20 protein-coding genes are annotated in these 21621 nt (G+C 51.9%); 17 read left to right on the plus strand and 3 right to left on the minus strand.

Annotated features, from left to right (window positions below; genetic code table 11):
• The first annotated feature begins 159 nt into the window (after positions 1–159).
• The 14 genes from ACFOE0_RS07640 (at position 160) to ACFOE0_RS07705 (ending at position 15849) form a co-directional block, all read left to right on the plus strand.
• A complete protein-coding gene (locus ACFOE0_RS07640; RefSeq protein WP_115139111.1) occupies positions 160–621 on the plus strand; it encodes a DUF3305 domain-containing protein in 462 nt (153 codons plus the stop codon).
• A complete protein-coding gene (locus ACFOE0_RS07645) occupies positions 618–1265 on the plus strand; it encodes a DUF3306 domain-containing protein (protein ID WP_248937501.1) in 648 nt (215 codons plus the stop codon). The genes ACFOE0_RS07640 and ACFOE0_RS07645 overlap by 4 nt, the downstream gene beginning before the upstream one ends.
• Positions 1266–1389: 124 nt before the next feature.
• Positions 1390–3057, plus strand: coding sequence for a 4Fe-4S binding protein (locus ACFOE0_RS07650; protein WP_248937562.1), 1668 nt, complete (start codon positions 1390–1392; stop codon positions 3055–3057).
• Between the two features lie 9 nt (positions 3058–3066).
• On the plus strand, positions 3067–3732 hold the full coding sequence (locus ACFOE0_RS07655; protein WP_248937502.1) for a TorD/DmsD family molecular chaperone: 666 nt from the start codon (positions 3067–3069) through the stop codon (positions 3730–3732).
• Positions 3733–3857: 125 nt separating this feature from the next.
• The gene (locus ACFOE0_RS07660; RefSeq protein WP_115139108.1) at positions 3858–4052 is read left to right on the plus strand and encodes a twin-arginine translocation signal domain-containing protein; all 195 of its coding nucleotides are present in this window, start codon (positions 3858–3860) and stop codon (positions 4050–4052) included.
• Between the two features lie 89 nt (positions 4053–4141).
• A complete protein-coding gene (locus tag ACFOE0_RS07665) occupies positions 4142–6991 on the plus strand; it encodes a molybdopterin-dependent oxidoreductase (protein WP_248937503.1) in 2850 nt (949 codons plus the stop codon).
• A gap of 20 nt (positions 6992–7011) precedes the next feature.
• A complete protein-coding gene (fdh3B, locus tag ACFOE0_RS07670; RefSeq protein WP_115139129.1) occupies positions 7012–7602 on the plus strand; it encodes a formate dehydrogenase FDH3 subunit beta in 591 nt (196 codons plus the stop codon).
• A gap of 124 nt (positions 7603–7726) precedes the next feature.
• The gene (locus ACFOE0_RS07675) at positions 7727–8683 is read left to right on the plus strand and encodes a formate dehydrogenase subunit gamma (RefSeq protein ID WP_248937563.1); all 957 of its coding nucleotides are present in this window, start codon (positions 7727–7729) and stop codon (positions 8681–8683) included.
• A gap of 202 nt (positions 8684–8885) precedes the next feature.
• Positions 8886–9803, plus strand: a complete 918-nt coding sequence (locus ACFOE0_RS07680; RefSeq protein WP_248937504.1) for a LysR family transcriptional regulator — start codon at positions 8886–8888, stop codon at positions 9801–9803.
• 198 nt (positions 9804–10001) lie between these two features.
• The gene (locus ACFOE0_RS07685; RefSeq protein ID WP_248937564.1) at positions 10002–10697 is read left to right on the plus strand and encodes a pirin family protein; all 696 of its coding nucleotides are present in this window, start codon (positions 10002–10004) and stop codon (positions 10695–10697) included.
• A 427-nt stretch (positions 10698–11124) separates the two neighbouring features.
• Positions 11125–11325: a twin-arginine translocation signal domain-containing protein gene (locus ACFOE0_RS07690; RefSeq protein ID WP_115139105.1), complete on the plus strand. Its 201-nt coding sequence runs from the start codon at positions 11125–11127 to the stop codon at positions 11323–11325.
• 17 nt (positions 11326–11342) lie between these two features.
• On the plus strand, positions 11343–14207 hold the full coding sequence (locus ACFOE0_RS07695; protein ID WP_248937505.1) for a molybdopterin-dependent oxidoreductase: 2865 nt from the start codon (positions 11343–11345) through the stop codon (positions 14205–14207).
• A gap of 28 nt (positions 14208–14235) precedes the next feature.
• Positions 14236–14805, plus strand: a complete 570-nt coding sequence (gene fdh3B / locus ACFOE0_RS07700; protein ID WP_248937506.1) for a formate dehydrogenase FDH3 subunit beta — start codon at positions 14236–14238, stop codon at positions 14803–14805.
• Between the two features lie 66 nt (positions 14806–14871).
• Positions 14872–15849, plus strand: a complete 978-nt coding sequence (locus tag ACFOE0_RS07705) for a formate dehydrogenase subunit gamma (RefSeq protein WP_248937507.1) — start codon at positions 14872–14874, stop codon at positions 15847–15849.
• A gap of 560 nt (positions 15850–16409) precedes the next feature.
• Here the strand turns inward: ACFOE0_RS07705 and ACFOE0_RS07710 are convergent.
• The 3 genes from ACFOE0_RS07710 to ACFOE0_RS07720 are packed head-to-tail and all read right to left on the minus strand — an operon-like array spanning position 16410 to position 17913.
• A complete protein-coding gene (locus ACFOE0_RS07710; RefSeq protein ID WP_248937508.1) occupies positions 16410–17306 on the minus strand; it encodes a reverse transcriptase family protein in 897 nt (298 codons plus the stop codon).
• Positions 17307–17346: 40 nt separating this feature from the next.
• Positions 17347–17634 carry a helix-turn-helix domain-containing protein gene (locus tag ACFOE0_RS07715; RefSeq protein WP_248937509.1) on the minus strand — a complete coding sequence of 96 codons (288 nt, stop codon included), beginning with the start codon at positions 17632–17634 and terminating at the stop codon, positions 17347–17349.
• A gap of 48 nt (positions 17635–17682) precedes the next feature.
• Positions 17683–17913, minus strand: coding sequence for a hypothetical protein (locus tag ACFOE0_RS07720; protein WP_248937510.1), 231 nt, complete (start codon positions 17911–17913; stop codon positions 17683–17685).
• 972 nt (positions 17914–18885) lie between these two features.
• On the opposite strand from ACFOE0_RS07720, the gene ACFOE0_RS07725 reads away from it, so the two are divergent.
• The 3 genes from ACFOE0_RS07725 (at position 18886) to ACFOE0_RS07735 (ending at position 21599) form a co-directional block, all read left to right on the plus strand.
• Complete coding sequence (locus tag ACFOE0_RS07725) at positions 18886–19437, plus strand: porin family protein (protein WP_248937511.1); 552 nt, start codon at positions 18886–18888, stop codon at positions 19435–19437.
• A gap of 293 nt (positions 19438–19730) precedes the next feature.
• A complete protein-coding gene (locus ACFOE0_RS07730; RefSeq protein WP_248937512.1) occupies positions 19731–21068 on the plus strand; it encodes a coproporphyrinogen III oxidase family protein in 1338 nt (445 codons plus the stop codon).
• 342 nt (positions 21069–21410) lie between these two features.
• A complete protein-coding gene (locus ACFOE0_RS07735; RefSeq protein ID WP_115139157.1) occupies positions 21411–21599 on the plus strand; it encodes a hypothetical protein in 189 nt (62 codons plus the stop codon).
• Positions 21600–21621 lie beyond the last annotated feature (22 nt).

Consider the following 21621-nt stretch of genomic DNA (forward strand, 5'->3'; position numbering starts at 1 on the left):
GATATTGCTGGTGGGACAAATTGTCCTATGCTGGGGGTGGGTTTGATGATCCACCTCAAAAAAAACACTCACCTGATATGGGTGGCACTATCCTTGCTTAAGTGAACCTATACCATCCGGCGAAGACCGGCTGCAAATTCCAGTTCAGGACATTTGAATATGCAACACACAGACAATGTATGGCCCGTTTACGTTTCCCTTAACAAGGTGGAGAAACAGGTTGGACGCTGGAGCTCAGTCCAGTGGGAGTTGGGTGAAGTCGTCCCGGCTTCCTGTGAACAGCCGGAAGGCAGCAAGTTGGTGTTGTTGGAACTGCACCGCGATGAACGCGCCAGTTACCGACTGAACCTGGATCTGGATACGCCTCAGCTTTATCTGGTGTGCGATGAGTTGGTTGATGGCACCTGGGTGCCCGCGGCACTGTCCGCTTGCCAGAATGTCGCGGCCGGCGCGATGGAGGGAGACACCCCAGTGCTGAGCATGCCGATGCCAGATGCCGTTGCCTGTTGGATGGAAGCATTTATTACCCGTCACGGCGAAGTGGAGATTTGTGCCCATCGCCGTAAACACGTTAACCGCCGTAAGGAACTGGCTGCAGATCAGAGGCGCAAAAGTCTATGAGTGATAAACCAAGCGGTTTTTTCAGCCGCTGGCAGCAACGCCGTGAACAGGTAGCTGAAGAAGCCGAAAAGGAGCAGCTGCAGGTCGAGGAGGAGCTTCAGCAGGTCGTGCAAGACGCTCAACCTGCTCAGAGCGAAGCCAGTTCCGAGGCAGATACTCAGTCGGTTGAAGCGGCTGAAGATAAGGTGCTAACGGCGGAAGACCTGCCCGATCCGGACAAAATCGAAGAGGGTGGCAGTTTTGCCGCCTTTATGGCCAGGAATGTCGACCCTTCAGCCAAAAAAGCCGCGCTGCGGGCGCTGTGGAAGCAGCCTCACTACAATGAGGTGTGCGGTATGGCTGAATACGCCCTGGACTACAGTAACCAGCCGCTGTTGTCGGCAGCCGACTCTGCTGATCTGGTGAAGAAAGTATTCCGCCGGGTTATCGAGAAAGAAGAGAAAGAGAGAGAAGAGCAGGAGCGCGCTGAACGCCTTGCTGCCCAGCAGGCCGACTTGCCACAAAGTCCTGCTGATGAGACTCAGCCTCAGCCAGCCGCGCAAATTGAAGACAGTTTGCACGACTCACAGGAACTGGTGTCCCAGAATGTACCAGATGAGCCTTCAACTGTTGAAGTGACGGTTGGAAAAGGTCAGTTTAGTTAAGTTTATTGTCGAATATTTTGGTACGTCTATTGCTGCCTCACCCGATTGCAGTCGGAACGGCACCAACAATTAGAGACAGCCGAAAACTGTTCAGGAACGCAATGTGAGCTCAGAACAAATTAAGATGCACAGCCAGCCTCAACTGAAGCTGGCTCGCCAGAGTGTGATGGCGCAAACCCGGATCATTCAGAACCTGATCCCGCCTACCGTGAGTTATACGACTCAGGGTAATGTGCTGATCATAGGCCCTGAAGATTTAACCCGTCTGGCAGCTGCCCGACTGTCTGCCATGTCCAGCCTGGTCATTCTGGCCAACGACCCTATTACCTCTCAGGACGACGATCATCTGGAAAAGGTGATGAGCGCCTGTCCTCAGGTGGAGAGCTACTACAACCATCTGCACGCTATCAAAGGTTTCCTGGGCCAGTTCCAGGTGCTGGTAGAAAACGAAGCTGCCGGTGGTGAAAAGACGGTTCAACTCAGTCAGGTTGCCATTCGCAAGCCACACTTTGATATCGTGCTGGACCTGAGCCTGGAGCCATGTCTGAATCTGGAAATGCTGCCTCCGGGGTACTTCTACGTGGGTCGTGATGACGCCAAGTTGGAAGATGCACTGGCGCAAATCCCGGATCTTATCGGTGAGTTCGACAAGCCCCGTTATGTCAAAGTGAACAGTGATATCTGTGCTCACTACCGCCATGGCATGAACGGTTGTAACCGCTGTCTGAACTTCTGTCCTGCTGACGCTATTGCCAGTGTCGACAATGTTATCGAAATCGATCCATACCTGTGTCACGGTGCTGGCAGCTGTACCAATGCCTGTCCGACCGGAGCACTGAGCTACGACCTGCCTGCGCCTCAGTCTCTGCATAACTATCTGCAGAAGCTGATCAGCCGCTATCTGGAGCAAGCTGGTGAAGCGCCAGTCATTCTGTTCCACGATGAAAACGTACCGGCTGAGCTGGTGGGTGACGAACTGCCGGGTGAAATCCTGCCGGTTGCGCTGGAAGAGATTACTGTTGCCGCTATCGACCACTGGATGTCTGTGCTGGCCTGGGGTGCCCGTCAGGTGTTGATTTACAACACTGAGGCGACTGCGCCTACCCTGACTCAAATGCTGGAAGGCGAAGTCTCACTGGCCAACACTATTCTGGATGAAATGGGTCAACCACAGCGTATTACCCTGGTGTCCGACATCCAGGCTGACGCTCTGGCTGCCACTTTGGATATCAGCTGTGACTGGCCTGTGACTGTACCTGGTTCATTCGCGGCGTCCGACAAACGCGCCACCCTGTATCTGGCCATTGACCACCTGAACAGTCAGGCGGCAGCTATCGATACTCAACTCAAGTTGGCCAATATTCCTTACGGTACAGTCAAGGTCGCTGCAGATAACTGCACCCTGTGTCTGAGCTGTGTGGCTACCTGTCCTACCCAGGCGCTGAAAGATGGCGGCGATGAGCCGGCGCTGCGCTTTGTGGAGCAGGACTGTGTGCAGTGTGGTCTGTGTGAGCAGGCCTGTCCTGAGAAAGTAATCAGCATTACGTCTCAGGTTAACTTCGACCGTGCTTCCCGTCAGGAACTGCGCGTACTGAAGGAAGAACCTCCTTTTGAATGTATCGTCTGTGGCACGCCTTTCGCGACCCAGTCTATGGTACATCGCATGCTGGATATGGTGGGCGAACACAGTGCCTTTAACGCCAATATCGAGCGTTTGAAAATGTGCGGCGATTGCCGTGTGAAAGACCTGTTTGAAGACATACTTCAAGACCCGGAAAAGCAACTGCGTTAAGAGTTTTTTATGACCGAATCAGTAAGAAATGTAAGCGAAAAAGATCAACTGCGTGCCGATATCTACCAGCTGATCGCTGCCTTGTTGCGTCGTACCCCTTCCGCAGAATTGCTGGATTTCCTGGCCAACCTTGAAGTTGATGCCGAGCAGGACAACGACATGACCAAAGCCTGGCTGGCGCTGAAACTGGCCGCTGGCCAGTTCACCCCAGAGCAGCTGGAAGATGAGTACTTCGCCCTGTTCGTGGGTGTTGGCTGTGGTGAAATCCTGCCATACGGCAGCTGGTTTATGACTGGCTCGCTGATGGACAAGCCACTGGCTCTGCTGCGTCAGGACCTGCTGCAACTGGGCTTTGCCCGCGAAGAAGATGTGAAAGAGCCGGAAGATCACGTGGCTGCCCTGTGTGAAGTGATGGGCACCCTGATCCTGGAAGCGCCTGGCTACCGCCAGCTGGCTTTCTACCAGCGTCATATGGCCAGCTGGATCGAGCGCTTTATTGAGAAGCTGAGCACCTCCCCAAGTGCGGCGTTTTACGCCACAGTGGGCCAGCTGTGTAAAGCCTTCTTCGATCTGGAAGCCATTGAATTTGAACAGCTGAGTCTGGACATTCCGGTGAACTGTCCGGGCAACGACGATATGCAATCTGCCGAAGAAGAAAAAGTGCAGGTTAACTGAGAGGGCGTTTAGTCCTTTCACTGGGGTCGCCGGTACCAAGCGGTATCAGGATGTCGGCGGCATAGGCGGGGAGATGGATCTCCCCATTAACCGGGCTCAGGCCCTTGTATCAACCAGGAGACCTTATGAAGAAGCAAGCTTCCGGCATAAGTCGACGCCAGGCATTAAAAACTCTGGTCGTAGGCGGAGCAGCGGTGGCGGCATCATCCCATGTGGGTGAAGCCAAAGCTGAATCAGAAGAAGTCACCAAAGAAGTTAAAGGTGAAGGTTACAGAGAAACAGACCACATTCGCGCCTATTACGCGTCGCTGCAACAGTAACCAGTTGCACTTCACGTAGCCGTTCGGCCGCGAATGGCACAGTATCAGTTTTTCGCTGAGGCTGTGTTGCTAACATAGGAGGATGTGTGATGCGATTGACACGCACATCGAGCCAGGTAAAACCGGCTGACAAGCCAAGCCTGGGTCTCAACCGCCGTCAGTTCCTCAAGACGGCCGGTCTTTCTGCCGGTGGTGTTGCCGCTGCATCTGTGCTTGGCACAGGTATGATGCGCAAGGCACGCGCCGAGTTTATCCCCCACGACGCTCCCGTCGAAGTCAAAAAAACCATCTGTTCCCACTGTGCGGTCGGCTGCGGTATCTACGCCCATGTACAGGAAGGGGTATGGACCCATCAGGAACCTGCATTCGATCACCCCATTAACTCGGGCGGTCATTGTGCCAAAGGCGCAGCGGTGCGGGAAGTGGGTCACGGCGATAAGCGCCTTAAGTACCCGATGAAGAAAGAGGGTGGTAAGTGGAAGCGTATCTCGTGGGACGAAGCCATCAACGAAGTCAGTGCCATGGCACTGAAAATCCGCGAGGAGTCAGGTCCGGATTCCATATTCTTTATGGGCAGCGCCAAGTTCTCCAATGAACAGGCCTATCTGTACCGTAAGTTCGCGGCCATGTGGGGCACCAACAATGTCGACCACAGTGCCCGAATCTGCCACTCCACCACGGTAGCCGGGGTGGCCAACACCTGGGGCTATGGTGCGCAAACCAACTCCATCAATGATATGCGTAATGCCAAGTGCATGTTGTTTGTGGGTTCCAATCCATCCGAGGCACACCCTGTGGCCATGCAACATATCCTGGTGGGTAAGGAGCGCGGCGCCAAGGTGATAGTGGTGGATCCAAGATTTACCCATACCGCAGCCAAGGCTGATGAGTATGTGCATATCCGCCCGGGTACTGATATTCCCTTTATCTATGGTCTGCTGTGGCACATCTTTGATAACGGTTGGGAAGACAAGCAGTTCATTGCCGAGCGGGTTTATGGCATGGATAAAATCCGTGAAGAGGTCGCCAAGTTCCCGCCGGAAGTGGTGGAGAATGTGGCCGGGGTACCCAAAGATCAGATGTATCGGGTAGCCAAGACTCTGGCCGATAACCGTCCCGGGACTATCGTCTGGTGTATGGGTGGTACTCAGCACCATATGGGTAACTCCAACACCCGTAGCTACTGCATCCTGCAGTTGGCGCTGGGTAATATGGGCGTGTCTGGTGGTGGTACCAATATCTTCCGTGGTCACGACAACGTACAGGGTGCCACCGACTTTGGCCTGTTGTTCGATACCCTGCCGGGTTACTACGGTCTGAAGACAGGGTCATGGCAGCACTGGTGCCGGGTATGGGACATTGATTACGAGTGGGCCAAGTCCCGCTTCGACCAGGGCACATACCTGGGTCAGGTGCCCATGAACTCAACCGGTATTCCCTGCTCCCGCTGGCAGGATGGTGTGCTGGAAGATAAAGATAAGATCGCCCAGCGCGATAATATCCGTATGTCCTTCTTCTGGGGCCAGTCGGTCAATACCGAAACCCGTGGCCCTGTGGTGCGCGAAGCTCTGGACAAGATGGACATGGTAGTGGTGGTTGACCCATACCCAACCATGGCCGGGGTGATGCCCGAGCGTCAGGATGGTGTGATTCTGCTGCCTGCGGCGACTCAGTTTGAAACCTATGGTTCAGTCTCTGCCAGTAACCGTTCGCTGCAGTGGCGCTCCAAGGTGATTGAGCCACTGTTCGAGTGTAAGCCTGACCATGAAATCATGTATCTGCTGGCGCAGAAATTTGGTTTCGAAAAAGAGATGTTCAAGCATATCAAGGTCAATGGCACCGAGCCTTTGATTGAAGATATCACCCGCGAGTTCAACAAAGGCATGTGGACCGTTGGCTACACAGGTCAGAGTCCTGAACGTCTTAAGTTGCACCAGGAAAACTGGGGCACCTTCAACGTCGACACCATGGAAGCTGCCGGTGGTCCCTGTGAAGGGGAAACCTATGGTCTGCCATGGCCATGTTGGGGGACTCCGGAGATGAAACATCCGGGGACGCAGATCCTGTATCGTACCGACCGCGAAGTACGTAACGGTGGCGGTACCTTCCGGGCCCGTTACGGTGTAGAGCACGATGGTGTGAACATTCTGGCGGAAGATTCCTGGTCAAAGGGCAGTGCCATCGAAGATGGTTACCCTGAGTTCACCGACAAGATGCTCAAGCAACTTGGCTGGTGGGATCAGCTGACCCCGGAAGAGCAGGTAGCGGCAGAGGGCAGAAACTGGAAGACCGACCTTTCCGGCGGTATCCAGCGAGTCGCCATTGCCAATAACTGTACTCCATTTGGTAACGCCAAGGCCCGCTGTATTGTCTGGACCTTCCCCGACGATATCCCCATCCACCGTGAACCCCTGTATACCCCGCGCCGGGATCTGGTACCCATCTATCCCACCTATGAGGACAGAATGGTGGCCCGTCTGCCGACCCTGTATAAGTCAATCCAGCAGCAGGACTTTGCCAAGAAGTTCCCACTGGTGCTGACTTCAGGCCGATTAGTGGAGTACGAAGGTGGTGGTGAAGAGACCCGCTCCAACCCCTGGCTGGCGCAGTTGCAGCGCGAAATGTATGTAGAGATCAATCCACAGGATGCGGACGATCGCGGCATTCGCGACGGTGACAATGTGAAGCTGTTCAGTCCGGACGGCGCCACTATTGAGATTAAAGCCATGGTCACCCCAAGGGTGATCCCGGGTGAGACCTTTATGCCATTCCATTTTGCCGGTGTATTCGAAATGAAGAGTCTGGCAGGGGATTACCCACCCGGCACTGAGCCATTCGTAATCGGGGAGTCAGCCAATACCGCCATGACCTATGGTTATGACGTGGTGACTCAGATGCAGGAAACCAAGGCGACGCTTTGTCAGATCGCCAAGGCCTGACACTTGATGAGGAGAAACTTATGGCAGTCATGAAATTCTTATGTGACACCAAACGCTGCATCGAGTGTAACGGCTGTGTCACTGCATGTTCCAACTCAAACTCGGAGGCACTGACCTACGGCACCATGCGGCGCAGAGTCGTCACCCTGCACGACGGTGAACCCGGTGAGGCATCCATTTCCGTAGCCTGTATGCATTGCAGCGACGCGCCCTGTAAGGCTGTGTGTCCCGCTAACTGCTTTTACACCACGGACGATGGCATAGTGCTGCACAACAAGGAAACCTGTATTGGTTGCGGTTATTGCTTCTATGCATGTCCCTTCGGTGCACCTCAGTTTCCGAAGAAAACCGCCTTCGGCTCACGCGGCAAAATGGACAAATGTACCTATTGCGCCGGTGGCCCTGTTCCGGATTTCTCGGAAGAGGAGCAACGTCTTTACGGTGCCAACCGCATCGCCGAAGGCAAGCTGCCCCTGTGTGCCGAAATGTGCTCCACCAAGGCGCTGTTGGCCGGTGATGCAGAGGTGATTTCCAGCATCTACCGTGCCCGTGTTGCTGCCCGCAGCAATCCGGACACCATATGGGGATATGTACCGGAAACCGGTAACTGATCTGGAGGGCAAAAACATGATTAGACAATGCTTGCATCGTCTGTTGCTGCCCTTGATCTTGTGTTTGCTGGCGGTCAATCCGGCGCTTGCGTCGGATGAGCAGCAACAGCAGGAAGCTGCGTTAATGGCCCAACAACAGAAAGTGTTGGCCGGTGAACAGCAGCAATTGAGTCAGTTACAGGCACAACCTCAGGCCAGCGACGCCGACCTCTGGCGAGCCGTTCGTGCCGGTGATGCCGGTTACACGGTGGCCCCCGGGGCAGAGTCGGGACGCCTGATCAATGCCGTGGGGCAGGAGGGCAGGTTAATCCGGGATCAGTATGTCATTCCCACATTGGGTGCCATGCTGGTGGGGGTATTTGCCCTGTTCCTGTTGTTCTACCTGATCAATGGGCCAGCCCGTTTAACCAAGGGCTTTTCCGGCAAGATGGTTCGTCGTTGGAGCAGCGCCGATATGCTGCTGCACTGGCTGATGGCTATCTCCTGTCTGCTGCTGATGATCACCGGGCTGATTATTGCCTGGGGACGTCATGCGCTGGAGGGCTGGATGTCAGCGGATGTCTGGGCCGGGTTGATTTATGGCAGTAAGACGCTGCACGACTGGACAGGACCTGTGTTTATTGTGTCCTGGGCGCTGTGCATCCTTAAGTGGATGCCGCTGCAGATGTTTAAACGCTATGACTTCAACTGGTTTATGACCGCGGGTGGCTATGTGCACTTTGGTCCATTCAAGGGGAAACACCCGGAAAGCGGTTTTGCCAACGCCGGTGAAAAACTCTGGTTCTGGACCCTGGCACTGTTTGGCCTGTTTATCTCGGTAACCGGGGTGATGCTGGTGCTGCCGGATCTGGTGATCACCAGGGAGAACTCCTTTGTTGCCCTGATCATCCACGGTTTCAGTGCCGCCATTCTGATTGGCTTCACCATAGTCCATATCTGGATGGCGACCGCCCTCAGTGAAGGTGGTCTGGAGTCCATGGTATCCGGCTATTGTGATGAGAACTGGGCGATCCAGCACCACAACATCTGGTACGACGAAATCAAGGCCGATGGCTCGTTGGAGTATAAAACCGGAACCTGAAGTCTTGATGATGTACGTTCTTAAAAATGAACGGTCACCAAAAGCCCGCCTCAAGGCGGGCTTTTTTATTGTCTGCACAAGGAATTTATCTGTCACCAAAATTACCCAACTGTCTGACTTGTCAGCGCTTCTGTTATCTGTTCTGATTGTTCGAATAATAAGCAGATATAAACTGGTTAGATAATCGATTAAGGATAAGTTTATGCTGAAAACCACCCTTGAGCAGTGGCGTATGTTCCGTTCAGTGGCCGAGTATGGCGGCTTTAATCAGGCGGGACAGGAGGTGCACAAGAGTCAGTCCAGTATCTATAACGCGGTGCAAAAACTGGAAAACTCTCTGGGCGTCAAACTGCTGGAGGTGAAAGGGCGGCGTACCCACCTGACCGAGGCCGGCGAGCTGATGTTACGCCGGGCCAACTATCTGCTGGATGAAGCGGCCAAGCTGGAATCGATTGCTCAGGAGGTAGGCAAGGGCTGTGAAACCAAGCTGCGTATCGCAGTGGATGAGATATTCCCCCAGGATTTTCTGTACCGGGTGCTGGACAAGGTGTCACTGGAGTTTCCCATGCTCAATATTGAGCTGCAGGAGTCGGTATTGACTGGTGCCAGTGAACTGCTGGCGCAGGAGAAGGTGGATCTGGCTATCTCTCCATTTATCGAACATCGGGGGTTCAGTGAAGAGTTATGCCTGGTGGAGTTTGTTGCCGTGGCGCACCCGGATCACCCGCTGCATCATTGTGACAAGCCACTGACCTTTGATTGTCTGCGCAGCCACAGACAGATAGTGGTGCGTGACTCTGCCATGGGCCAGAGCCAGGACTCAGGCTGGCTCGGAGCGGACTCCCGCTGGACTGTATCCCATATCCGCACTTCGGTGGAGATGATCAGTCGCGGGCTGGGGTACGCCTTTCTGCCCATTACCGCGATTACCGAGCAACTTAATCAGGGATTACTCAAGCCTTTACCTCTGGGGTCGGCGGGGCGACGCAAAGGTCAGTTGTATCTGATGTTCAATGATGGCGACATGCTGGGGCCTGCGGCCAGAACGCTGATGGCTGAAATCCGGTTCCAGAGCGAGCAGATATCAGTCATTCAATATCCCCGCATGGCGAGCGAATGAGATCTGTGTGACCCCGGCAATACCTGTATTGTGAGTCATGTCATGCTTTTGCCGGGTTATGTCAGTACTCATCACGGTTAAATTCGTTTTTGGCGAATATATTGCGCGAAATTTACTCATTTTTGTTCTTTATGTCCTGTCCTAGACTGGCGCTATTCAGTTTGAGACAGGAGCATCACTATGACTGCAGCATCCAATATTCTCTATGTGCGTCGTGCCAACGAGCGGGGCAGCGTCAATCTCGGCTGGCTGGAGAGCAACCACAGTTTTTCCTTCGGTCACTACTATGACCCAAAGTACATGGGGGTTTCTGTGCTGCGGGTGATCAATGATGACTGGGTTAAACCTGGAGCCGGTTTTGACACCCATGGTCACAGGGATATGGAGATCATCACCTATATGCTTGAAGGCGCGCTCAAACATAAAGACAGCATGGGTAACGAATTCACCATCTCTGCCGGGGAAGTGCAGCGCATGAGTGCTGGCAGTGGTATCACCCACTCGGAGTTCAACGCTTCTGACAGCGAGCCTGTGCACTTGTTACAGATCTGGATTCAGCCTAAAGCCCGTGGCATTGCGCCCGGATACCAGCAGGCGCGCATCCGCCAAAGTGGCACGCTGACGCCACTTGTGACCCCGGATGGCGTGGATGGCTCAGTGACTATGCATCAGGATGCCAGTCTGTCGAGGCTGGTACTTGGGGCGGGGGAGTCGATCCAGCTCAGCAGTCGTGGCGGCCCGGCCTACTTGCATATGATCTCAGGTGAGATACAGGCTGGTGGCCTGAATCTTACTGATGGTGACGCTGTGGCGATTGCAGCCGATACGGCATTGACTCTGACCGCAGATAGCCAGACACAAGCCCTGTGGTTTGAGCTGCCAGCGACCCATTGAGCCCCCGTATCTGAATGACAAATACGGATAGTTTTCACTATCGCTTTTCCTCTCCCAGTATTGCTTTTCTTCCGTGACCTTTCCCCCTGTTCAACCTGATTCAGGGGGCTTTTTCTATTTTCATTTTCCGCAATTGTTAATGGCTTGTTTTGGGTGAATTTTGCGCGTGTACGCGCGTATCACCAGTATGGGATTTGAAAGTGTGATCCGCTTGGCAAAATGCTGATATTTAAGCGTGTTTTAAGATTAACTTTTGGGCTGGGATCAATACTCGTCCGACCTTTTCTTTTATATTTGCTTCGCAATATTTGGAAGTGCTTCTTCCATCTAGAGTTTTTACTTGTTTGCAACATTTGAGAGTGGAACAGGCAGGTAGATTATCCCCGGCTCAGGGGAGAGTACTGAGCCATTTCTATCAGGAGCAAAAATGAAAAAGCAACAGCCAGATCTGAGCCGCAGATCTTTGCTGAAGACCCTGACTGTAGGCAGCGCGGCCACCGCCGTGGTAGCTGCTTCCGGAATCAGTGTCGCTCACGCAAAAGAAGGCAACGCGGTATCCAAGCAAAACAAAGATGGTTACCACGAAACTGCGCACATCCGTGCTTACTACAACAGCCTGCGCAGCTAATCAGGAGATAATCAGCGATGAAATTAACTCGCAAGTCTAATGTCGCCCCAGTGGCTGACAAACCAGCACTGGGTATCAGCCGTCGTCAGTTTATGAAGAACGCTGGTATCGCTACCGGTGGTATCGCCGCTGCCTCTCTGATGGGCACTGGCATGATGCGTCGCGCTGAAGCTGCTGACGTACCATACGATGCACCAATCGAAATCAAGCGCACCATCTGCTCTGCTTGTGCGGTAGGTTGTGGTCTGTACGCTGAAGTACAGAACGGAGTTTGGACTGGTCAGGAACCAGCTTTCGATCACCCATTCAACGCCGGTGGTCACTGTGCCAAAGGTGCTGCTCTGCGTGAACACGGTCACGGTGAGAAGCGTCTGAAGTACCCAATGAAGCTTGTTGATGGCAAGTGGAAGAAAATCTCCTGGGATCAGGCGATCAACGAAGTTGGCGACAAAATGCTGGAAATCCGCAAGGAATCCGGTCCTGACTCCGTATACTTCATGGGCTCTGCCAAGTTCTCCAACGAAGGTTGTTACTCCTACCGTAAGCTGGCAGCTATGTGGGGTACCAACAACGTCGACCACTCTGCACGTATTTGTCACTCTACCACTGTAGCCGGTGTAGCAAACACCTGGGGTTACGGTGCGCAAACCAACTCTTTCAACGACATTCAGAACGCCAATGCGATTTTCTTCATTGGTTCTAACCCTGCTGAAGCCCACCCAGTTTCCATGCAGCACATTCTGATCGCCAAAGAGAAGAACAACGCCAAGATCATCGTAGTTGACCCACGTTACACCCGTACCGCGGCTCACTCAGATCTGCACTGTGCTATCCGTCCAGGTACCGATATTCCGTTTATCTACGGTATGCTGTGGCACATCTTCGAAAACGGCTGGGAAGACAAGACTTTCATCGAGCAGCGTACCTACGCTATGGATGAAATCCGTGCCGAAGCCAAGAAGTTCCCTCCTAAAGAAGTCGCTGACGTTTGTGGCGTATCTGAAGAAGTGATCTATCAGGCAGCCAAACTGATGGCTGAAAACCGTCCTGGCACCGTAGTTTGGTGTATGGGTGGTACCCAGCACCACGTAGGTAACGCCAACACCCGTGCATACTGCTTGCTGCAGCTGGCTCTGGGTAACATGGGTGTTTCCGGTGGTGGTACCAACATTTTCCGTGGTCACGACAACGTACAGGGCGCAACCGACCTGGGTCTGCTGTTCGACAACCTGCCTGGTTACTACGGTCTGACCTCTGCTGCATGGCAGCACTGGACCAATGTTTGGGAACTGGACATGGAATGGGTGAAGGGCCGTTTCGACCAGGGTACTTACCTGGGTCGTGAGCCAATGACCACTCCTGGTATTCCTTGCTCCCGTTGGCACGACGGCGTGCTGCTGGAAAAAGACAAACTGGCTCAGAAAGACAACGTTCGTCTGGCGTTCTTCTGGGGTCAGTCTGTAAACACTGAAACCCGTCAGGCTGAAGTGCGTGATGCACTGGACAAGATGGACACAGTAGTCGTTGTAGACCCATTCCCAACTATGGCTGGTGTAATGCACCGTCGTAAGAATGGCGTATACCTGCTGCCAGCTTGTACTCAGTTTGAAGCTTCCGGTGCTATCTCTAACTCAGGCCGTTCTATCCAGTGGCGTGAGCAGGTTGTTCAGCCTCTGTTTGAGTCCAAGAACGACATCGAGATCATGTACCTGCTGGCCAAGAAGGTAGGCATTGCCGACCAGTGGGCCAAGCGTTGGGAAATCAAAGACGGTAAGCCAGTTACTGAAGATATCTCCCGCGAAATCAACCGCGGTATGTGGACTATCGGTTACACCGGTCAGAGCCCAGAGCGTATCAAGCAGCACACCATGAACTGGGGCACTTTCTCCAACAAGACTCTGGAAGCTGAAGGTGGCCCATGTAAGGGTGAAACCTACGGTCTGCCTTGGCCATGTTGGGGTACTCCTGAGCAGAAGCACCCAGGTACCCAGATCCTGTACAACACAAACAAGCACGTTAAAGACGGCGGCGGTAACTTCCGTGCCCGTTACGGTGTTGAGCACAACGGTCAGAACATCCTGGCTGAAGGTTCATTCTCCAAGGGTTGTGAGCTGGAAGACGGCTTCCCTGAATTCACTGACAAGATGCTGAAGCAGCTGGGTTGGTGGGACGAGCTGACTGCTGAAGAGAAAGCTTCTGCAGAAGGTAAGAACTGGAAGACCGACCTGTCTGGCGGCATCGTACGCGTTGCTATCAGCCACGGTTGTATCCCATTCGGTAACGCTAAAGCGCGTTGTATCGTTTGGACCTTCCCAGATCAGTTCCCAGTACACCGCGAGCCTCTGTATACCTCTCGTCGTGACCTGATCGCCAAGTACCCAACCTACGCTGACATGCAGGTACACCGTCTGCCGACGCTGTACAAGTCTATTCAGGACAAGGTTATCACCGACAACCTGGACAAGAAGTACCCACTGGTGCTGACTTCCGGTCGTCTGGTTGAGTACGAAGGTGGTGGTGAAGAATCACGTTCTAACCCATGGCTGGCTGAACTGCAGCAGGAAATGTTCGTTGAAATCCACCCAGCTGATGCTGCTGATCGCGGTCTGCGCGATGGCGAAATGGTATGGCTGGAAGGCGCTGAAGGCGGCCGCATCAAGGTGATGGCAATGGTGACTCCACGTGTACCTAAGGGTGTGACCTGGATGCCTTACCACTTTGCCGGTGTGATGCATGGTGAAAGCCTGGAGCCTAACTATCCGGAAGGTACCGTACCTTACGTATTGGGCGAATCCTGTAACACTGCTCTGACCTATGGTTATGACCCAGTGACCCAGATGCAGGAAACCAAAGCTTCTCTGTGTCAGATCGAAAAGGCCTAATGCAGCTTAATTCAGGAGATATGCCAATATGGCTACATTGAAATTTTTGTGTGACACCAAGCGCTGCATCGAATGTAACGGCTGTGTCACTGCTTGTAAGAACGAAAACGCCTCCGCTCTGGAGTGGGGTATTAACCGTCGCCGCGTAGTAACCATCAATGATGGTAAGCAAGGCGAAGCTTCTATCTCTGTTGCTTGTATGCACTGTGACGACGCGCCTTGTATGGCTGTTTGTCCAGCTAACTGCTTCTACAAGACTGAAGATGGTCTGGTCCTGCACAACAAAGATACCTGTATCGGTTGTGGCTACTGCCTGTACGCGTGCCCATTCGGCGCGCCTCAGTTCCCTAAGAGCGGTGCCTTTGGTGCTCGCGGCAAGATGGACAAGTGTACCTTCTGTGCCGGTGGCCCTGAAGAGAACCACTCTGAAGCTGAGATGAAGAAGTACGGTTCTAACCGTATTGCTGAAGGCAAGCTGCCAATGTGTGCTGAACTGTGTGCTACCAAGTCTCTGCTGGCTGGTGATGCAGATGTTGTATCTGCAATCTTCCGCGAGCGTGTGGCTTACCGTGGTGCCAAGAACGCAGCCTGGGGTTAATTCCCGGGTTTAAAGGACAATCCATCTACTGCTCCGGTTCGCCGGGGCAGTCAATGAGGATAGATTATGAACAAACTGTTCAAACACTTGGGTGTAGCATTCGCACTGCTGTTCAGTGCTGTTTGTTTCGCCAATGGTGGTGAGCAGGCGGTTGCACAGGCTTCAGATGCTCAGATGTGGGCACAACTGAAAGACGGTGCAGTCGGCTACACTGCCTCCAAGAGCGAGTTCCACGGACAGGCGATCAACACCTATGATCTGCGTGTACTGGATCTGCGTGCCGACTGGCTGGCGCCAGCTCTGATGGCTGCGCTGTTCGGTATGATTGCCATCTTTATCGTTTTCATCAAAATTAACGGTATCTCCAAATTGCACCACGGTTTCTCCGGCAAGATGGTTTACCGTTGGTCCAAAGCTGACGTGGCTATCCACTGGTTGGGTGCCATCCCATGTCTGCTGTTGATCCTGACTGGTCTGGTTCTGCTGGCTGGTCGTTTCTTCATACAGCCGTACCTGGGTGAAGGCGTTTGGGCTGGCCTGGTGAATGGTGCCAAGCAGGTACACGACGTACTGGCTATCCCATTCATGATCGGCTGGTTGCTGATGACTGTACTGTGGGCTAAAAACCAGATGCCAAAGATGTATGACATCAAATGGTTCATGGTAGTTGGTGGTTACATCAACTTCGGCCCATTCAAAGGTAAGCACCCTGACGCAGGTTTCGCCAACGCTGGTGAAAAACTGTGGTTCTGGGCCTTCGCTATCTTTGGTCTGGTGATCTCTGTATCCGGTATGCTGCTGCTGTTCCCGAACCTGTTCGAACCAAGCCGCAACCTGAGCCTGCTGGCACTGATTCTGCACGGCGTATCTGCCATCATTATCTGTGCTTTCTCTATCGTTCACATCTTCATGGCAACTGCCATGTCTGAGGGCGGTATGGAGTGTATGATTTCCGGCTACTGTGACGAGAACTGGGCTACCCAGCATCACAACCTGTGGTTTGATGAAATCAAAGCTAACGGTACTTTGAAGTACAAGGACTGATAGCGTTCAGTCGATGACTTCGAGTCTTAAAACCCCGCTGACGCGGGGTTTTTTATTGCCTGTCGGCAATGGGGATTTGGTGGCTCTGCTGGCGTCAGCCGTAGACTGATCATGCTGCGCATGCTGTTGGGTTGATCACCCAAGCTTCGCTTGGAAAAGTCGACTGATCAGCTGTCGCTGATTGATTTGGCAAGGCTTCGCCTTGCAGAAGATCGCGGGCTTCCAGCCCACACCCGGGCAAAGGGGACTAGGCGGCTTCGCCCCCTTTGCAAACCCCCTGCCGCCCCAACCGAAGTTGTGACCCATCGTAAAATGCCTTCAATGTACGCAAACGCCGCCGATTCGCCATCCCTGGCTCAGCGGCGTCTGCCCCGTCATCCCTGACGGGTCTTGCTATTGAATCCATTTCCCTCCGGCAACTCCGGACGGGGACTGGTGTATCTTGGAACTTCGGAATTTCATCGAGGGGTTGCTAAGTCAGCGCGCTCGACTAAATCACATGTAAATGTCTCATGCGCCGTGTCTGCGGAGAAACTAGAGTTGTTGAGATGGTTGACTGGTTAGTTTTTGATTGGTTTTATCTTTGTCAGCCGCTCTTTCAGCTGTTGTGCTTCACGTTTGTGCATTCTGGCCAGTGTATTGACCCGTCCCAATGTGCTGTTGAAAAGCGCGATGTACTCAAGGGATGACGGATCATCAACAAACTTTCTCTCACAGCAGTTCACTGCTGCTCTAATTTGGTTTCGTTTTGTCTTAGGCATGGAAGGAGCTAATTTATTAACGTTTACTCCGTGCACGTCTTGTTGGCCTGAGCGAGGCATTATTTTGTGTTTTTTGCGGTTGGGCTTTGCCCCCACGCTCATGAACACTGAATAGATAGACTTTATGACTTCAGACTTTTCTTTTAAATTGAGCTCTCTTTTGGCAGAGACTGTTACGTCATCAACATAGCGTGAATAAGTTAACCCTTTTGCTTTTAGACTGTTGGCAAGCAAAGCTTCTCTATTCCATAAAATCAAGTTGCATACGTAGCTGCTTGTTTTCGCTCCTTGTACTACGAACCCGTTTTTCGTTACGAGTTCAGCTAGGCACTCTGCCACTTCTGGGGAAAACTTAAAAACCCCAACCCACATTTCTACGACTATCTTCTTGGATATACTTGGGAAAAAATTTGAGATATCTTCGCTAATCAGTAGCTTAGAACCTACGTGTTTTTTAGCGTCGCTGATGTAGTCTCGTTGTTTGAGACTACCTTGGAGATAGTCCGGATAGTTAACTCGTTTAAAGAAAATTGCGCAGATTTTTGCGTGAATAGACTTGAGGCCCGGTGCTACATCGAAGGTTTCGCGGAATGTGCCATCTGGTTTATCTATTAATTTCGTTCGAAAAAACAGACTATCAGACTGCTTAGTAAGAGAGTGTAACTCTTGTTCAGATATCCCAAGGGCTAATGCCAACTTATCTAAACTGACAATAGAAGAATGGGGGTAAACAGGTTTACTCAGAGTCAGGCTCCATTAATGATAATGCTGTATGAGCTAATTTCTCGGCGAGCTCACTGCTAATCCCTTCTCTGTCTGCCACGTCTGATGCCAAAAACATGAAAATGCTCAGAGGGATGTTCATCGCCTGACAGATCTGGTTTATCGTCGATAGGTTTGGATCTCGTTTACCTTGTTCTAGCAAGGTCAGATAAGAAACTGAGACGTTCGCTAGTTGTGACAGATTGGTTTTTGTCATGCCCTTTTGCGTTCTGCAAAGGGCTAAGGCTTTTCCGATATTCATAGCGTATACCTTCAAGAAAAGAAGTGACCTGCTGTAACCAGAGACAATTTAGAACTCGGAAAGGACTTGTAAAATCCTATCTACAGCAGGGATATACTTAACAAACTTGCCCAACAATTCGAGTAGTTGAGCTTGTGTTTGTTCTTCCCCGCAGAGCTCAAGATCAGCTATGACCTTGTCCAGTTCGGCTTGCTTACTGCTGTCCATAACATCATGCATCTCCGCTCGAATCATTTTTAGAGATTCAATGGAGTTCTTTAAAAGACGGTGATTACTCATAATCAAAGACCTTATTGTCATTCAGTGCAACATTGCACCAGTCGACAAAACAATACTGAACTGAATAGAAATGCTATGGACAGCACAGGTCACTCATTCTTGGTGCAACGTAAGTTGCACCTCCAGTCGAATTATTCAGTCTTTCCTATTGCCGTAATGACCGTAACGGTAGAGGCAACGGTGATGAACTTTTGCTGGGTAGCTGATTGTCAGTAGAGACAATCGACTCAAGAGAGTCACAATCGAGTTCAGATCTAAGTCATATCTTCTAAAGAGCATCAGGGTGGTACACCCTGTACATTGACAATACTAATCGTTTTTACACTGAATGCAATCTTTTTTTACTGCCAGTCAAAAAGTGAGGGTTGTTCTTGGCTAAATTATGAAGATTGGACTTGTGGGATACACCAATTCCCCGTCCGAAGTTGCCGGAGGGGATTGGGTGCAATAGTAGATGTCATCATGGATGATGACATAGGCGGCGCTGAGCCATGGACGGTGAATCGACGCCGGTTACGTCAATTGCATGCAATACACGATGGGTCACAACTTCGGTTGGGGCGGCAGGGGAGATCCAAGAGGGACTTGCTGTTGAGCCCCTCTTGGTCGGGTGTGGGGCGAAGCTCCACGACGTTCTGCCAAGCGAAGCTTGGCTCAAAGAAACCTGCCTTCTGGCGACTGAAGCCATCCAAACTCCATGCAATGGAAAACAAAACCACTTAATCTCATCACCAGATGATTAGATTAGCCGATTATTCTCATCATCAAATGATGAGAATAGGCATGCTATTCGGCTCATCTGATGATGCGAATAGCCATCGGATTCTAATCCCATGCTCCACCTCCAAACAGAACACCTGATCAAAAAGTCCCACCGACAAATGAGGTACAACGTCAACCATTAAGCTGCGATACAGCTGCAAAACCATACATTTAAGACAACACATAACCCCTTTATGGCAGTTGGAGGTAATGGTGAAGTCTGGAGTGACAGCAGTACTGATAAGCATACTGACAATGGGGGCCGCCCACGCCAGTGAGAGTAACCATATTATCGGTGGCAGCGTCGGTTATGGCGCGTTGGAATACGATAACCGCAATGACGATGTGTACGACGGCGGTGATGGCGTGGCTCTGGATCTCTGGTATCGCTATATGCTCAGCGATGACTGGGGCGTGGAGCTGGGTTATATGGGGGGCGAAGGCGGCTATTTTCGGGGGATTTGGGACCCGATTTCCAGTATCCGCAATCTGCAATATTCAGGTGCCCGAGCCTCGGTTTATCGAGCCTTTCCCATCTACAGTGACGGCAGTCTGTACGGCAAAGTCGGCTATGGCTTGTTCGATATAGATTACGACCTCAATAAAGTGCCTCAACATTCTCATGATCAGGGGTTTGTCGGTGCTTTTGGCTTTGAACACAGATTCTCCGACCAATTCGGCGTGAATGCCGAATATCAGCTTATCCCTTTGGGCGACCTTACGGTTTTCAATATTAATCTGGGCTTGTCCTGGCGCTTCTGAGCCCGCCCCATTCCATGGCAATTACTAGACTTGGTGGTACAGGGCTACTTTCAACCCAAAATATTGTGGTCATTGACTAAATTACATGATTAGCAAGATCTGAATTATGAGATCGAGTTAACAATTTGCTGGTTATTTTTTGGTTAGGGAGCGTAATTTCCGACTGCCTCACGGTTTACGACATTTATTCCCGTTAACCTCTGTTGCTCACAAAGTTAACCATTTTGAGGTATGGCTGCGTGGCCTTCCGGTAATAAGCCGGATGCGGATATCACCAATCTTCAGGAAACACTATGTCGCAGATAATTCACACTTTGGATAATGGCCTGATTAAGCCGTATGAAGCCAATATCACTGTTCCCAACTGGATGCTGTCCGGTATGGAGCGGGTGATGCAACACTATGTGGATAAGAACCTGCGTCTGGATACTGTGTCTGCCGAGGTGATGCCAGTGCCACAGCCGGGCAAGAAGTACATGCTGTATGCCCATGTGCCTTTCTGCCATACCCTGTGCTCCTACTGTACCTTCCACCGCTTCCTGTTTAAGGAAGACAAGGCCCGTGCTTACTTTATCTCTCTGCGCAAAGAGATGGATATGGTGAAGTCTCTGGGGTACGACTTCGAGGCCATGTATATCGGCGGCGGCACCACAACCGTGCTGGAAGATGAGCTGGTGAAGACCATTGAACATGCTCGCAAGCTGTTCCCTTCCATCAAGGAAGTCTCCTGTGAGTCTGATCCACGCCACCTGGATACTCCAGGGTTCAAGATGCTCAAAGGCCTGGTGGACCGTATGTCTATCGGTGTGCAGAGCTTCGACGACGGTATTCTGAAGATGACTGAACGTCTTGAGAAGTTCGGCAGTGGTCAGCAGGTGTTCGACAAGGTAGCGGCAGCCAAAGAGCTGTTCCCTATCGTTAACGTGGATCTGATCTTCGGCTTCCGAGGTCAGACAGAAGAGATTATTCAGCACGATCTGGAGATGGCCCGTCGACTGGACCCACGTCAGATCACCACTTACCCTCTGATGATCACCCATCAGACCCGTAAGAGCGTGAAGGGCAAGCTGGCCGCTGAGCAGAAAGATATGGCCAACCAGTACCGCCAGATCCTCAACTCACTCAATGGTCAGTACAACCAGCTGACTGCCTGGGCGTTCGGCAAGGCCAACGATGAAGGCTTCGATGAGTATGTGATCGACTATGACGAATATCTGGGTGTGGGCTCGGGCTCATTCAGCTTCCTGGATGACACCCTGTATGTGAACACCTTCTCCCTGCGCAAGTACCAGGAGCGTATTGCTGCGGGTAAGATGGGCGTGGAGCAGCAGAAGAAGTACAGCAAGAAAGATGTGATGCAGTATCGCTTCCTGCTGGGCATGTTCTCCGGCCGTCTGTCCCGCAAGTATTTCCGTGACACCTTTGGTGTGAACCTGGACACTGCTTTGTTTAAAGAGATGACCGCCATGAAGGCGATTGGCGCGCTGAAGAATGACCCGAACAATCCGGAAGAGCTGATCATCACAGACAACGGCAAGATGATGGGCCTGCTGATGATGAAAGAGTTCTACTCAGGTATGGATAACGTCCGTGCCCAGCTGCGTAAACCGCTGAAGCCTTGCGACATGTAACAGCACAGCTGTAGTAAGTGATGATAAAGCCCGGAATGTCCGGGCTTTTTTGTGCCTGAAATAAGCTGAAAGCTCTTTTTTATGCCTAAGACCGGCGGGAAACTGGGAATTTTCGCTTGTGGGCATAGTTCTGAATAAAAAATATTCGCCGATCAAATCCTGCTCAAATCACTTCCCTGACACAGTTAACTTCTTGTTTGCAATGCGGATCACTTTAAATCTGACTGTTTTGGATGCTTTGGTATCTTATATTAGTAATATTGCGGTTATATCTGCCTGTATTGATTCAAATAATAGATTGACCTAACATTCAGGTAACACATATTGCGAAAAGGCTGCGAAATGAGCAAACCGGTCAACTACTCCGTTTTTTGCGAACGTTACCAGCTGGATGCCGCTGAACCCGATACCCGCAGGTTGTACAAGGTGTATACCAGTCGCCTGGATGTATTTAATAAGGTGTTCAGTGATTTGATTGTTGCCGAGGCGATTGCCAAAGCGAGGGATGCCACGGCTGGTATCCGCAGATAATCACGACGCGCATAATAAGAGC

The organism is Shewanella submarina (assembly GCF_042646185.1).
Lineage (GTDB): Bacteria > Pseudomonadota > Gammaproteobacteria > Enterobacterales > Shewanellaceae > Shewanella > Shewanella corallii.

Coding starts and splice junctions, on each gene's coding strand:
- ACFOE0_RS07640 (WP_115139111.1), top strand. CDS start 160: ATGCAACACACAGACAATGTATGGCCCGTTTACGTTTCCCTTAACAAG.
- ACFOE0_RS07645 (WP_248937501.1), top strand. CDS start 618: ATGAGTGATAAACCAAGCGGTTTTTTCAGCCGCTGGCAGCAACGCCGT.
- ACFOE0_RS07650 (WP_248937562.1), top strand. CDS start 1,390: ATGCACAGCCAGCCTCAACTGAAGCTGGCTCGCCAGAGTGTGATGGCG.
- ACFOE0_RS07655 (WP_248937502.1), top strand. CDS start 3,067: ATGACCGAATCAGTAAGAAATGTAAGCGAAAAAGATCAACTGCGTGCC.
- ACFOE0_RS07660 (WP_115139108.1), top strand. CDS start 3,858: ATGAAGAAGCAAGCTTCCGGCATAAGTCGACGCCAGGCATTAAAAACT.
- ACFOE0_RS07665 (WP_248937503.1), top strand. CDS start 4,142: ATGCGATTGACACGCACATCGAGCCAGGTAAAACCGGCTGACAAGCCA.
- fdh3B (WP_115139129.1), top strand. CDS start 7,012: ATGGCAGTCATGAAATTCTTATGTGACACCAAACGCTGCATCGAGTGT.
- ACFOE0_RS07675 (WP_248937563.1), top strand. CDS start 7,727: ATGGCCCAACAACAGAAAGTGTTGGCCGGTGAACAGCAGCAATTGAGT.
- ACFOE0_RS07680 (WP_248937504.1), top strand. CDS start 8,886: ATGCTGAAAACCACCCTTGAGCAGTGGCGTATGTTCCGTTCAGTGGCC.
- ACFOE0_RS07690 (WP_115139105.1), top strand. CDS start 11,125: ATGAAAAAGCAACAGCCAGATCTGAGCCGCAGATCTTTGCTGAAGACC.
- ACFOE0_RS07695 (WP_248937505.1), top strand. CDS start 11,343: ATGAAATTAACTCGCAAGTCTAATGTCGCCCCAGTGGCTGACAAACCA.
- fdh3B (WP_248937506.1), top strand. CDS start 14,236: ATGGCTACATTGAAATTTTTGTGTGACACCAAGCGCTGCATCGAATGT.
- ACFOE0_RS07705 (WP_248937507.1), top strand. CDS start 14,872: ATGAACAAACTGTTCAAACACTTGGGTGTAGCATTCGCACTGCTGTTC.
- ACFOE0_RS07715 (WP_248937509.1), bottom strand. CDS start 17,634: ATGAATATCGGAAAAGCCTTAGCCCTTTGCAGAACGCAAAAGGGCATG.
- ACFOE0_RS07720 (WP_248937510.1), bottom strand. CDS start 17,913: ATGAGTAATCACCGTCTTTTAAAGAACTCCATTGAATCTCTAAAAATG.
- ACFOE0_RS07725 (WP_248937511.1), top strand. CDS start 18,886: ATGGTGAAGTCTGGAGTGACAGCAGTACTGATAAGCATACTGACAATG.
- ACFOE0_RS07730 (WP_248937512.1), top strand. CDS start 19,731: ATGTCGCAGATAATTCACACTTTGGATAATGGCCTGATTAAGCCGTAT.
- ACFOE0_RS07735 (WP_115139157.1), top strand. CDS start 21,411: ATGAGCAAACCGGTCAACTACTCCGTTTTTTGCGAACGTTACCAGCTG.